Raw genomic sequence first — 13,162 nt, 5'->3', positions numbered from 1 at the left:
TTTGGAATAATAACAAACAATAAGTTAAGAGATAATATCAGCATATAATGATCCATTTTATATCTATTAAGACGGAATGCAATAATGATTCCGCTGGTAAATAATAGAGCGGGATTATTATATGCTGATTTTTTGGATTTTACTTACTGTTATCCTATAATAGATAAAATAATTAATTTTAATAAGTAAGTTCATAACATATAGGAAAATTCTATTCATTTTCAGAAAACTGTATGATATAATGAAGGCAATGAGCCAAGCACGAAGTATTTGGCGAATGCAACAAGATCATGAACTTGTTCATGATATAATGAAAGTAGTGAGCCAAGCACGAAGTATTTGGCGAATATGTACAATATAAAGAAAAAATGCAATGGAGGTAGAAAAATGTATTCATTTGATGAGATTAAATCCTTTGACTCGGATATTGCAAAAGCAATACAAGACGAGATCGGCAGGCAGGAGGACCATATAGAACTGATAGCTTCCGAGAACTTTGTAAGTAAAGCAGTCATGGCAGCGATGGGAAGCCCTTTAACGAATAAATATGCAGAAGGTTATCCCGCAAAGAGATATTATGGTGGCTGTGAATATGTGGATGTAGTAGAAAATCTGGCAATAGAACGCGCAAAGAAATTATATAATTGTACTTATGCAAATGTACAACCTCATTCAGGTGCTCAGGCAAATATGGCTGTTTACTTCGCTCTTATAAAACCCGGTGAAACTGTAATGGGCATGAACCTGGCACATGGCGGACATTTAACACACGGAAGTCCGGTAAATATGTCAGGAAGTTATTACAACATTATTCCTTACGGTGTAGATGATAATGGATACATTGACTACGATGAAGTGAGAAGAATCGCTCATGAATGTAAACCAAAGATGATTATTGCAGGAGCAAGTGCCTATGCCAGAAAGATTGATTTCAAATTATTCCGTGAGATAGCAGATGAAGTTGGTGCATTTCTGATGGTAGATATGGCTCATATTGCCGGTCTTGTTGCAGCAGGGTTACATGAAAGTCCAATCCCTTATGCACACGTTACAACCACTACAACCCATAAGACCCTAAGAGGGCCAAGAGGCGGTATGATTCTTTCCAGTGAAGAATTTGCAAACGAGTATAAGTTAAATAAATCTATCTTCCCAGGAATACAGGGAGGACCATTAATGCATATAATTGCAGCAAAAGCAGTATGTTTCAAAGAAGCATTAGATCCAGATTTTAAAATTTATGCCAGGGACATTATTGATAATTCTAAGGCACTGGCGAAAGGGCTTATGGACAGAGGAATTAACCTGGTGTCCGGTGGTACAGATAATCATCTTATGTTGGTGGATCTTCGTAATACAGGCGTTACCGGAAAAGAAGCAGAACATTTGTTAGATATGGCCAATATTACATGTAATAAAAATACGATTCCAAACGATCCAGCTTCTCCTTTTGTAACAAGTGGTATCAGACTTGGTACGGCAGCAGTTACTACCAGAGGAATGAAACCAGAAGATATGGATGTAATCGCCAAGGCTATTGTAATGCTTTTAAAAGATGCTGAAGTAAATAGAGAGCAAGCTATGAAGTTAGTGAAAGAATTAACAGACAAATATCCATTGCATAAATAAATAATTGATGGGCCCAAATGTGAAACGGCCTATTCAAATAGGGCGTAGTTCAGTTGGGACACGCCCTATTATTATAATAATATTTAAAATCTATAGGAATGGAAGGTGGAAAAATGGATAGAGATATAATCTTTGAAATATTGGATAACTCTGAATACTTACCTGATTTACCTGAAAATGTGAGTGAAATCCTGGATCTTCTTAAAAACCCGGTTGAATTAGATATTGATATTCTTATTGAAAAAGTTTCCCAATCGGGAGAATTGAATAAGTTAATGTTGAAAAATCTAAATACTGGGTATTTCCAATTACATAAAGAAATAAAATCAATCAAAGAGGCAGTGATATACCTGGGAATGCAGACGGTGCAAAATCTATTGATCTTTTTCATTACCCTGCAATTGTTTCCAAAGACAAAAGAGAAAAAATCAAGAACTTTCAATATGCATCATTATTGGAAACATGTTTTAGGAACTTCAGTGGCAGGCTCCATGCTGTCATCAAGAATGAAAATAGGAGACAAATACAAGATATTCTCTTATGGTCTTATACATGATATAGGAATTATTACATTAGATACCTGTCTCCCAGATCTTATTGATGAAATAACAGAAAAATTAAAGAATGGTGTTCATCAATTAGTTGCTGAACGTATTGCTATGGGTGGAATCACCCATGCTGACATTGGTGCATGGATTTGCAGAAGGTGGAATATACGAGAAGATATTACTAATATAGTCGAATTTCATCATACACCTTTTGCAGCTAAATCTAATTTTGAAGAAGTACAGCTTATTTATGTTGCAGATGTAATTAGTACAGAATATTATGAAAAGCTATTGGGACTCAACCTAAATCATACGATCAGTAAAAAAGCCATGGGGAATTTAGGCCTGACAGAAGATAATTTAAAAGAAGTAATTGAAGAATTTCCAAGTGAATTAGAAAAAGTTGCACATTATTTTTCGTTTTATTAAATGAGTTGAAATAAGGAGCATATATAACAGATAAGGGACTGTGCAAATACAGTCCCTTTATAAGTATTTTATTTTATTCTTCCGGACACAGGAAAATTCGTGTATTTCCATTCTCATCATAAGAAAGGTTTGTTAATTTTTCCAGTATATTAATGGCTACTTCTGCTTTCCTTTTATTACTTACCACAATACGTCTGGTATCTTCCAGCAGAAGGTCGGATGCATCATCTGATGATAGGATGACAATCTGCTTATTATCAATGTAACGTTCTACTTGGGAAGCTAGTGTATCTCCTATGACAATTCCCTTTCTGGAGGTCTTTTTAGCTAAAAAATCTTTTAGGCTGGTATTCCTTTTACTAACAAAGATATCATCTTTCTCAAAGTCAGCAAAAATCTGTTCTTTCATCCGATTATTGATAATACTTTCCATAACAAGAAAAGGGTGCTCTTCGCCCAGCATTTGTTTGGCTTTTTCTATCATAAGGCTGTAGTCCGGCAGGATTTTGTAGAATAGGCCATCTTCAAAATCACAGTCAAGAAATATAAGGGGAACATAATAATGATTAGTGATTTTTTTAAGTGCTTTTTCATTAATATCAATAATAAAAACAGCTTCTAATGAGTGCTTATATTTTATCTGGATATCTTCTAATTCCTGTGTAATGGAAAGAATGGTATCATAGCCGGCATTATAAATTTGGGCTTGAAGTTCACTTGCAAGATCCAGGCTTTGGTATTTCATACTTGAAGAGGCAGTTCTGCTAAGGTTAACAATGATACCGATTAAGTTGCTTTTTTTATTGGCTAAGGATCTTGCAGCCTGATTTGGAGTATAACCCATTCGTTTGGCCGTTTCTAAAACTTTAATTCTTGTGTCATGGCTTATTTTTTCTTTTTCAGAATGATTGAGCACATAGGATACAGTAGCTAAAGAAACATTCACTTCTTTGGCTATATCTTTCATAGTAACTTTTTCTTTTCTCATAATATACCAATCCTTCCCAGGTACAAATAAAATATTAAATCCATTATAGCACAAAAGATTTGAATGATTCAATGAATTGAATCTGCCAGGAATAATTCATGGATACGGTAGAACTTTTATCATAATTTCACTCACTTAAATTAATTAATATGAAATACGATACCACTTATAAAATATGAGAAAGGCTAAAAATAATTTCACTTAACAAAACTAGAGTTAAGTAAAATAATAGTGCAATAAATACAAAAAATCAAAAAAAATAGAAGATAAATTGTGCAATATATCTTGACAAGAATAATTAATAATGATAAATTGTAATTAACTTAAGCGCTTAAGCAACAGGCATTTATAACAGTATATTATAGGCATGGAAAGGAGAAGTATGGTAATGACGAAAAGGAGAATATCTACCTTACTATCTGTTTTTATATGGGGTGGAGGACAGTTCTTTATTGGTAAGCAAAGATGGAAGGGGTTACTCTTTTTTGCCATGCAGCTATCTTTCATTGGGATTGAAATGATGACAGGTTATTGGATTGAATATGCAAATGGTCTTATCAAGCATTTTAAATTCCGTCTTCATGGTGGATTCCTTACCAAAGGCATATGGGGATTTGTAACTCTTGGAACGAAAGCGGGAGCCAGAAATGGAGATCATTCCACTATACTTTTAATTAATGGAATTATTACAATAATTATCTTTACCATTATCCTGCTTATCTTTTCTTTAAATTTAAAGGATGCATATTTTACAGGAAAGATGATGGAGAAACAAGGAAAATGCCCAACTTTTAAGGAGAGTTTAAGAACCCTCTTAAAAAAATCATTTCCTTATGTGGTACTGTCCCCTATTTTGTTATTAATAGCATTTACAGTAATCATGCCAATTGCTTTCTCGTTCTTAACTGCTTTCACAAATTATAATAAAAATCATCTGCCACCTGGGACTTTAATTGACTGGGTAGGCTTTTCAAATTTTACTAAACTTTTTAAAGTACCTATCTGGTCCGGTACATTTTTCTCTGTTTTAATATGGACTGTTATATGGACCATATGTGCAACATTTTCTACATATTTTTTTGGAATGTTTCAAGCGATTCTCTTGAACAGCAAATATGTAAAATTAAAATCACTATATCGGGGAATTATGATCTTGCCGTGGGCGATTCCACAATTAATTTCACTCCTGGTATTTAAGAATCTATTGAACGGACAATTCGGACCAATCGGGCAGCTGCTTATTGAGTTAGGCTTAGCAGATCAAAGAGTTCCGTTTTTGACGGATCCTTTCCTGGCTAAGATCACGATAATTTTAGTAAATCTATGGATGGGGTTTCCTATGTTCATGATAATGATTCAGGGTATCCTATCTAATATTGATAAAGAATTATATGAAGCTGCGAGTATAGATGGTGCCAATGGATTTCAGATTTTCGGAAAGATAACCTTTCCGCTGGTCTATAAAGCAACAGCCCCACTAGTTATTATGAATCTGGCAGGTAATTTTAATGGATTTGGTGCTATTTACTTCTTAACGGAAGGCGGGCCAGTAAATGCAAATTATCAATTGGCAGGAGATACAGATATTTTAATATCCTGGATTTATAAATTGACTCTGACACATCAAATGTATGATATGGCTGCAGTAATGTGTATCATCCTATTTATATTTATTGGAAGTGTATCTTTCTGGAATTTCAGAAGAACACAGGCATTTAAGGAGGTATAAGGAGAATGGGGAAGAGAATGAAATCAATACTAATTAATTTAGAATTAATCTTTGTGTCACTTATTGTATTAGTACCTGTATTCTGGATCGTTATATCTTCCTTTCACAAAGGGAATGGGCTGGCATCCTCTACTCTTATTCCCAAAGTACTATCCCTTGATAACTATAGAAGATTATTTGAAGAAACATCTTATATTACCTGGTTTAAAAACTCATTATCCATAGCACTCCTAAATTCTTTCTTATCCGTAATGTTAATTATGGTTACTGCCTGGGTAGTATCAAGATTTCATTTTAAAGGCAAGAAAAATGGATTAATGATAATGCTCATATTATCTATGTTTCCAAGTTTTTTATCCATGACAGCTATCTATACGTTATTTATGACATTTGGGTTGAATAAGACACCCCTTGCATTAGTGATCATCTATTCAACAGGTGCAATTCCCTATAATGTATGGCTGGTAAAAGGATACCTGGATGGTATATCCACATCCCTCGATGAAGCTGCTTATATTGATGGAAGTACAAAGTTTTATACCTTTGTAAAAATCATATTGCCATTATCCAAACCTATCATTGTATATTGTGCAGTATCTCAATTCATGATGCCCTGGATGGATTATATCTTACCAAATCTATTATTTAGCGGGGAATCTACAAAGACAGTAGCAGTGGGACTTTATTCCATGATAACGGGAAATGAAAATTCAAATTTTACGCTGTTCGCAGCAGGGGCAGTACTTATTGCAATACCAATAACTATCCTATATCTGATATTCCAAAGTTATCTTGTAGAAGGAATTTCATCAGGAGCAAATAAGGGGTGAATATTATGAATGGAGGAAAGAATATGAAAAGAAAAAACAGAGTTCTATTATTATTAGTTGGGATTGGGCTTCTTTCTCTGGCCGGCTGCAAGAAGGAATTGCCGGTGGAAGAAGAGGATGCACTGGAAGTGGCAGTGGACAGTGGTGATACTGCTAAAGGAGATAATATCATGGATGCCGGGTTAGTACCAGAAGAAGGAGCAAAATTAATTTTTTGGACACCGGATATAGAATTTGGAGAAGCTGTAGGAAAGAAATTTGAAGAAAAATACGGTGTACCAGTAACAGTAGAGGAGAATGGACTGGGTACAATAGATAAAATCGCATTAAGCGGGCCTGCAGGTACCGGTGCAGATATATTTATGAGTCCCCATGACTCATTTGTACAAGGAGTCTCCTCAGGGGTATTTCTTGAACTAAACGAGACTGTTGTTAGTAATTTAAAGGAAAGAATCAATGAAGTTGGAATTAATACAGTTACATCAGAGGGAAAATTATATGGTGCTCCAATTTCTTTAGAAACCACTTGTCTATTCTATAATAAAGATTTAGTACAAGGAGAACCGGCGAAAACTTTTGAAGAAATTATGGTAGCAGCTAAGACATTTAATGATCCAGAAAATAATTTGTTTTATTTCTTAAATAAAATTGCAGATGGCTACAAGGTATATCCATTCTTAAGTTCAGCAGGATTTTGCTTATTCGGTGAAGATGGTACAGATGCAGATAATCCGGGATTTGATACTGATGAATTTGAAGAGGGACTTACCCTGATTGGAAAATTACACGAGATTATGCCAATTAATTCTACAGATCTAAGTAATGACAGCTTCTTAAAAAACCAGTTTGCAGAAGGAAAAGCAGCATATGAATTTTCAGGACCCTGGGATATAACTGAATTTAAAAATAGTGGTGTAAATTTTGGTGTAACTACATTACCAACATATAATGGTAAAGCTTTAACACCATTTGCAGGAGTACAGAATGCACATGTGTCGGCATTTACAGTATATCCGGATGCGGCACAGCTATTTATAGAGTATTTAGTTTCAGATGAAGCAGCAGGTTTATTATATGAGAAAGCAAATAAGATTACTACTTTAAAGGATATCAGCAAAGTAAGAGGATTAGCAGATGATGAATATATAAGACCATTTGTGGAGCAATTTGCGAATTCCTGGCCAATGCCATCTGTAAAGAGAATCTCTTATTACTGGACGATTTCAGCGAGCCTGGCACAAAGTGTCTTTGATGGTCAGTTAACACCAGCAGAAGGAAGACAAAAGGCAATAAAAGATTGGGAAACAATGTTAACAACAGAATAAAATTTAAAGATTGGGACAGGAAACAGAGTGATGGGAAAACGTTTTCACTCTTGGAGGATCAGACATGAAAATAGAAGCACTATGTCATATTCCAAAGAGCAACTATGGGTATGCATATAAAGAAAAGGAGTTACACATCCGTTTTAGGACAGCTAAGAATGATATAGATAAAGTAGAAATTATCTATGGTTTTAAATACCAATGGGAAAATAATAAAAAAAATGAGATGAAGAAGATCCTTAGTGATGAATATTTTGATTATTATCAATTCAATATTGTGGAAGAGGATTCAAGGATCGGATACTATTTCAAGCTAACGAAAGGAGAAAAATTCATATATTACACAGAGGCCGGAATAGTAGATAAATTTAATGATGAACTGGCATATTGTTATTACTTTCAGTACCCGTATATAAATCCTATTGATGTACATAAAGTACCTTCCTGGATATCTGAAACAGTATTTTATCAAATCTTTGTAGAACGTTTTTTTAATGGTGATGTGAAGAATTCTCCAGAGAACTTAAGCAACTGGGATGATATGCCAAAGCCACATAGCTTTTTTGGGGGAGATCTAAGAGGAATTATAGAAAAACTGGATTATTTAAAAGAACTTGGAGTGAACGGAATTTATCTGACACCTATCTTTAAATCACCATCCAATCATAAATATGATACAGTAAATTATTATGAGATCGATCCCTTCTTTGGAGATGAAAGTACATTGAAAGAACTGGTAGAAAGGTCACATGAATTGGGTATTAAAATTGTTTTAGATGCGGTATTTAATCATTGCAGCAATCAGTTTCCACCTTTTTTAGATGTGATGGAAAAAGGAAAAGAATCCAGGTATTTTGATTGGTTCTTTATTAATGATGATCTGGTCAAAACGGATCCACCAAATTATAAAATGTTTGGCTCGGTAGGATGCATGCCTAAATTAAATACATCAAATGCAGAAGTTAAATATTATCTTTTGTCTGCTATCAGATACTGGACAGAAAATTTCCGAATTGACGGCTGGCGTTTAGATGTATCTGATGAGATTGACCATCATTTCTGGAGAGAATTCAGGGTCTGTGTGAAAGAAATGGATACAGAGGTGATCGTTATTGGTGAGAACTGGCATAATGCTTATCCCTGGTTAATGGGAGACCAATTTGACAGTGTTATGAATTACCCGGTGACAAAATTATGTCTTGATTATTTTGCAAGAAGATTGATCAATGCAAAACAGTTTGAATATAGTTTGAGCTCATTATTAATACGTTATTCAGACCAGGTGAATGAAGCAATGCTTAATCTGCTTGATAGTCATGACACAGAACGGTTCCTCTATACATGTGGAGAAAGAAAAGAATACCTCAAACTTGCAGCTGCATTTCTATTTTCTTATAAAGGGATGCCGTGTACTTATTATGGGACGGAAATAGGAATGACAGGGTGCTATGATCCGGGCTGTCGGAAAGGATTTGAATGGAATGAGGAGAAGTGGGATAAAGAACTTTTAGACTATTATAAAAAATTAATAACACTGCGAAAAGAAGAGAAAGCCCTAAAATATGGGAATATTTCTTTCTTAAGTACAGATTCGGTATTTATAATGAAACGCACCTTCAAGAATGAGACTATTATGATCCTTATTAATACAACAGACAAAGAGGCAGGTTATTGTTTAAAGGAAGCTGATAAAAAATCAGTAACAGAACTTCTTAATGGGTCAAGTTGGAATATGGCAGAACAATCAACAATATGTATCCCTGAACTAACTGCATATTATCTTAAACTCGTTTAAAGAATATAGGTAATTGGAAAATTCATAATTGGGTGTATGAGTTTTGTAAATTCCTAAAAATATATAAAGAAAGAGGGTATAAGAAATGGGAAAAGTATTAAAGAGAGCAGCATCTATTGCATTGGCGGCGGTCATTATCACATTAAGTGTTTTAGGGCTGGAAATAAAGGCAGCTGGGAATGATGTTGTCGTTCATGTTCAGGATGGAACTGGCTGGGGAAGCATCAATATCTATAATTGGGGGGATAAAGGAGAAACAGCCGGGCCGTGGCCAGGTGCAGTTATGGAAAAAGACAAGGTGGATGGATGGTTTGTTTACACGATCAGTACAGAATGTGATCTGAATCTTGTATTCAGCAAAAATGGGACCCCTCAATCCGGTGATGTGAAAGGGATATCAAAAGATAGGAAAGAGATCTGGATCGTAATAGGCGGTGAAGGGGAAGCAAATGATATGGGTGCCGCTACGAATCAGGCAGTTCTTTATACGGAACCGGAAGATGGTTGGCCAATTAATTTACAAACAGTCGGTGATACAACGGCAGCAGAAGGAATGAAGGACGAAACACCTAAAACCGGGGATAACCTGGCGCCAGCTCCAATTGTATTTATTGGTATAGTAGCGTTTATTACAGGAATGGTTTTCTTATTAAAGAAAAGACTGGTGAAAGAATAATTTAGTAATACAATAATAAAAGAATATTTTTTAGAAAGGAGCTGTGATAATTTGAAGATGACAAAATATATTATCCCGGCTCTTTTCTTTTTGATTTCTTTTTCTTGTTTTCTAATCATTCTTGGAGCTACAATGATTGATTATCCTGTTATATATATATACCAGGGAATAATGAGTATTATTTAGATCATGATTTTGAGAAAAAGAAAGTTACTGCTAAATATAAGGATCAATTATTAACATTATCTACCTGTGACTATACGAAAGAGGATGGAAGGCTGGTAATTGTTGCTAGAAAAATGAATAACAGCATTCATTGAATATTATATTTATCTCTGGTATTATATTTCATAATAAGGAGAGCATAAACTTATATATAGGATAATAATAAAAATATTATGAGGTATATGAAATGTTAAAAAAGAGAATTTTATCACTATTATTAATACTAATGGTATTTTCAGCAACATCATGTGGAATGAGCAGGAAGGATACTAAAGAAATAGATGATTCTATTCAAGTAGAAAGAAACAATGCAAATAATAATGGTAAAGCAGATGACGAAAATTCTTATGAAATAATAGAAGGCACTTATGAAGAGAAGGAAGTTAAAATAAAATATCCTCAGGTTAGCAATCTTAAAAATAATAGTAAGCAGAATGAGATAAATGAACTTATAAAGGAAAGGGCATTGAAAGTTTTAAATGATTATGAAGGCTATACAGATAAGTTAACTCTGGATATAGCATATGATATTAAATACAAAGATGCCGGTCTTTTAAGCGTTGCATTCATGGGAGTTGGATATGTAGAAGGTGGAGCACATCCAAGTAATATATTTTATACAGCTAATATTGATATGAAGGATGGAAAGATTTTAAAGCTAAGTGACGTGTTTAAGATTAACGAAAAATTTATTCAAAAATTGAAAAAAGGAAAATATGTGCCTTATGAATCAGACCTTAAATTAGAGAATGAAATAATAGCAAATGAATTGAATATGTATTCGAATGATAACCTGATTAGTTATTTAAAAAAAGCAGATGAAGTAAAGAATAATGAGCTATATGCATTTAGTTATTTTACAAAAGATTCTCTCGGGGTAAGTATAAATGTACCATATGCAATTGGAGATCATATGGAACTTGAGATTAAATATAAGGAGTTAGATGGTTTAAGGACGAATCATGCCATATGGAATGAAATATATAAAAAATAACGGAACCAGAAGTATTACGTTATGAGGACATAGCAGTTTGTTTTGTGTCCCGGCGTAAATTAAAATGCCCCCAAATGTATATTTGGGGGTATTTTTATAAAAATGGAATAATTAATATCCTAATTCTTCGCCAACAAGAATTACTTTAATTCTTCCTGGCACTTTTGATTTACGGGTAACTACAATATTGCAGCACAGACAATCATCCGTCAAACAATTTACACATCTGCCTAATTCTGCACAAGGAGTTTTCTTTGACAATCTGATTGCATTAGGAGGAGTAGCAGAATTTCGAACTCTTGCTACAGCAGATTCAGCATCCGGGACAACTTTATTCATTCCAGCAATAATAATAACATTCTTAGGTCCGTAGATAAGACAGGCTACTCTGTTACCATTGCCATCAATGTTTACTAATTCCCCATCTAAGGTAATTGCATTGGAACTCATGAAATAGTAGTCAGCAGTGACTGCCCTGCTATAGATTTCGATGCTTTCTTCCTCGGTCCTTGCCTCTTCCCGGTCATACAACACATAATCTGATGATTTAAGGGAAGAAAGCAAACCAATATCTTTTAGGGTTTCAGAGCCACCCCAAGAGATGGAACAACCTGGAGTTAAGAAACGAGTTGCCATATTAAGCGCTTCTTTGGAATTTTCACAATAATAACCTTCAATGCCTCTTAAATTGAATTTCTCAATAAGGGAATCAGCTAAATTTTCATAATGTTGTTTCTTTGCAGTCATATCTTAATCCTCCTTTAAAATATAGTAGCTAAAATTTACACATTATATTTTTTAATAAAGCATACACCAAGAGCCCCCGGTCCAGTATATGTACCTATTGTTACTCCAATCTGATATACAGGATATGTGATTTCTTTTCCGATAAGTTCTTCTACCTTGGATTTTACGAGATGGATATCATCTGAACTTGAAGCACTTGCTAAATTAAATTCATAATCTTCGAAGCTCTCATTATTTTCTTTAAAATATTCCTCTACCATAAAAAGTATCTTTTCCAGAGCTTTCTTTCGTCCTCGTACATTAGTATAAGGAATTAATTCAGCATCTTTTAACTGAATCATTGGTTTCAGATTCAACATAGTTCCGGCTAATGAGGCAGCTTTACCAATACGTCCACCTTTTGCCAAATATTCAAGAGTATCTACAGTAAACATAATTCTTGCGGTTTGTTTGAGCTCTTCCAGTTTTTTTGCGTTCTCTTCAACAGAATAACCTGCTTCTTTCATGAATGCCGCTTGTAAAAGTACAAGTCCTTGTCCGGCAGTAGCCTGAATAGAATCTATGATCATTATTTTAGCAGCCGGGTATTGTTCCATCAGAATATTTTTGGCATTTACTGCAGATTGGTAGGAACCACTGAATTTCTGAGAGAGGCAGATACATAATACATCTTGATTTTTATCAAGGGCTACCTGAAATTTGTTCATATAATCTTGTACAGAAGGAAGAGAAGTCTTAGGAAATACCTTCTCACTTACAAGTTTGTTATAAAATTCTTCATTTGTTATATCAATATTTTCTTTATAATAATTCTCCTGATTAAACGATACGTAAAATGGCACTAAAATTATACCATACTTTTCTATTAATTCTGGTGGGGTATCACAGGATGAATCGCTAAATATCTGGTAATTCATTGAGTATCCTCCAATTTCTTTTATTAAACTTAACTATTAGTATAACATAGCTCAGTATATTATGTATACCACTTTTGTGAAAAGCCCAAGGTTGCCAAACTAAAAAAATATAGATATAATACTCATATAATCAATTTCACTTGCTTGCAAGGGTGAAATTGATTATGGGACAATAAATGCTTTGCATTTATTGTATAAGTACATAAATAAGAGAATGTTCGCAAGAGTAAATTATTGATTATGGGACAATAAATGCTTTGCATTTATTGTATAAGTACATAAATAAGAGAATGTTCGCAAGAGTAAATTATTGATTATGGGACAATAAAT

General features: G+C 34.1%; 11 protein-coding genes. 8 read left to right on the top strand and 3 right to left on the bottom strand.

What is annotated here, in order from left to right; translation table 11 throughout:
• Window positions 1-387: 387 nt before the first annotated feature.
• Together glyA and EDD66_RS16645 are read left to right on the top strand one after the other, a co-directional pair.
• Window positions 388-1,629 carry a serine hydroxymethyltransferase gene (gene glyA / locus EDD66_RS16650; protein ID WP_123610722.1) on the top strand — a complete coding sequence of 414 codons (1,242 nt, stop codon included), beginning with the start codon at window positions 388-390 and terminating at the stop codon, window positions 1,627-1,629.
• A gap of 113 nt (window positions 1,630-1,742) precedes the next feature.
• The gene (locus EDD66_RS16645) at window positions 1,743-2,606 is read left to right on the top strand and encodes an HDOD domain-containing protein (RefSeq protein WP_170164406.1); all 864 of its coding nucleotides are present in this window, start codon (window positions 1,743-1,745) and stop codon (window positions 2,604-2,606) included.
• Between the two features lie 73 nt (window positions 2,607-2,679).
• On the opposite strand, the gene EDD66_RS16640 is transcribed toward EDD66_RS16645, so the two are convergent.
• Window positions 2,680-3,594 (bottom strand): LacI family DNA-binding transcriptional regulator, encoded by a 915-nt coding sequence (locus EDD66_RS16640; RefSeq protein ID WP_123610720.1) that lies wholly within the window; start codon window positions 3,592-3,594, stop codon window positions 2,680-2,682.
• A gap of 388 nt (window positions 3,595-3,982) precedes the next feature.
• Between EDD66_RS16640 and EDD66_RS16635 the strand changes: the two genes are divergently transcribed.
• The 6 genes from EDD66_RS16635 (at window position 3,983) to EDD66_RS16610 (ending at window position 11,168) form a co-directional block, all read left to right on the top strand.
• Window positions 3,983-5,323, top strand: coding sequence for a carbohydrate ABC transporter permease (locus tag EDD66_RS16635; RefSeq protein WP_123610719.1), 1,341 nt, complete (start codon window positions 3,983-3,985; stop codon window positions 5,321-5,323).
• Window positions 5,324-5,328: 5 nt separating this feature from the next.
• Entirely contained in the window at window positions 5,329-6,153 is an 825-nt protein-coding gene (locus EDD66_RS16630; protein ID WP_123610718.1) for a sugar ABC transporter permease, read from the top strand.
• Window positions 6,154-6,176: 23 nt separating this feature from the next.
• Window positions 6,177-7,478 (top strand): sugar ABC transporter substrate-binding protein, encoded by a 1,302-nt coding sequence (locus tag EDD66_RS16625; RefSeq protein ID WP_123610757.1) that lies wholly within the window; start codon window positions 6,177-6,179, stop codon window positions 7,476-7,478.
• A 64-nt stretch (window positions 7,479-7,542) separates the two neighbouring features.
• Entirely contained in the window at window positions 7,543-9,273 is a 1,731-nt protein-coding gene (locus EDD66_RS16620; RefSeq protein WP_123610717.1) for a glycoside hydrolase family 13 protein, read from the top strand.
• Between the two features lie 85 nt (window positions 9,274-9,358).
• Window positions 9,359-9,949, top strand: coding sequence for a starch-binding protein (locus EDD66_RS16615; protein ID WP_123610716.1), 591 nt, complete (start codon window positions 9,359-9,361; stop codon window positions 9,947-9,949).
• Window positions 9,950-10,361: 412 nt separating this feature from the next.
• Window positions 10,362-11,168 (top strand): PdaC/SigV domain-containing protein, encoded by an 807-nt coding sequence (locus EDD66_RS16610; protein ID WP_123610715.1) that lies wholly within the window; start codon window positions 10,362-10,364, stop codon window positions 11,166-11,168.
• Window positions 11,169-11,279: 111 nt separating this feature from the next.
• Here EDD66_RS16610 and EDD66_RS16605 read toward each other — a convergent pair whose 3' ends face one another.
• Together EDD66_RS16605 and EDD66_RS16600 are read right to left on the bottom strand one after the other, a co-directional pair.
• On the bottom strand, window positions 11,280-11,915 hold the full coding sequence (locus EDD66_RS16605; protein WP_123610714.1) for a lactate utilization protein: 636 nt from the start codon (window positions 11,913-11,915) through the stop codon (window positions 11,280-11,282).
• 35 nt (window positions 11,916-11,950) lie between these two features.
• Window positions 11,951-12,832, bottom strand: coding sequence for a DegV family protein (locus tag EDD66_RS16600; protein WP_123610713.1), 882 nt, complete (start codon window positions 12,830-12,832; stop codon window positions 11,951-11,953).
• Between the last annotated feature and the right edge of the window lie 330 nt (window positions 12,833-13,162).

The sequence above is a fragment of the Mobilisporobacter senegalensis genome (genome assembly GCF_003752155.1).
Classification (GTDB): domain Bacteria; phylum Bacillota; class Clostridia; order Lachnospirales; family Lachnospiraceae; genus Mobilisporobacter; species Mobilisporobacter senegalensis.
Note: the sequence above shows the minus strand (reverse complement) of the source record. Positions and strands in the feature narration are given on the sequence as shown.

Bases quoted from the DNA above. Each gene is read 5' to 3' on its own strand.
- EDD66_RS16635 (WP_123610719.1), top strand. From the start codon at position 3,983: ATGACGAAAAGGAGAATATCTACCTTACTATCTGTTTTTATATGGGGT.
- EDD66_RS16630 (WP_123610718.1), top strand. From the start codon at position 5,329: ATGGGGAAGAGAATGAAATCAATACTAATTAATTTAGAATTAATCTTT.
- EDD66_RS16640 (WP_123610720.1), bottom strand. From the start codon at position 3,594: ATGAGAAAAGAAAAAGTTACTATGAAAGATATAGCCAAAGAAGTGAAT.
- EDD66_RS16600 (WP_123610713.1), bottom strand. From the start codon at position 12,832: ATGAATTACCAGATATTTAGCGATTCATCCTGTGATACCCCACCAGAA.
- EDD66_RS16605 (WP_123610714.1), bottom strand. From the start codon at position 11,915: ATGACTGCAAAGAAACAACATTATGAAAATTTAGCTGATTCCCTTATT.
- EDD66_RS16615 (WP_123610716.1), top strand. From the start codon at position 9,359: ATGGGAAAAGTATTAAAGAGAGCAGCATCTATTGCATTGGCGGCGGTC.
- EDD66_RS16625 (WP_123610757.1), top strand. From the start codon at position 6,177: ATGAAAAGAAAAAACAGAGTTCTATTATTATTAGTTGGGATTGGGCTT.
- glyA (WP_123610722.1), top strand. From the start codon at position 388: ATGTATTCATTTGATGAGATTAAATCCTTTGACTCGGATATTGCAAAA.
- EDD66_RS16610 (WP_123610715.1), top strand. From the start codon at position 10,362: ATGTTAAAAAAGAGAATTTTATCACTATTATTAATACTAATGGTATTT.
- EDD66_RS16645 (WP_170164406.1), top strand. From the start codon at position 1,743: ATGGATAGAGATATAATCTTTGAAATATTGGATAACTCTGAATACTTA.
- EDD66_RS16620 (WP_123610717.1), top strand. From the start codon at position 7,543: ATGAAAATAGAAGCACTATGTCATATTCCAAAGAGCAACTATGGGTAT.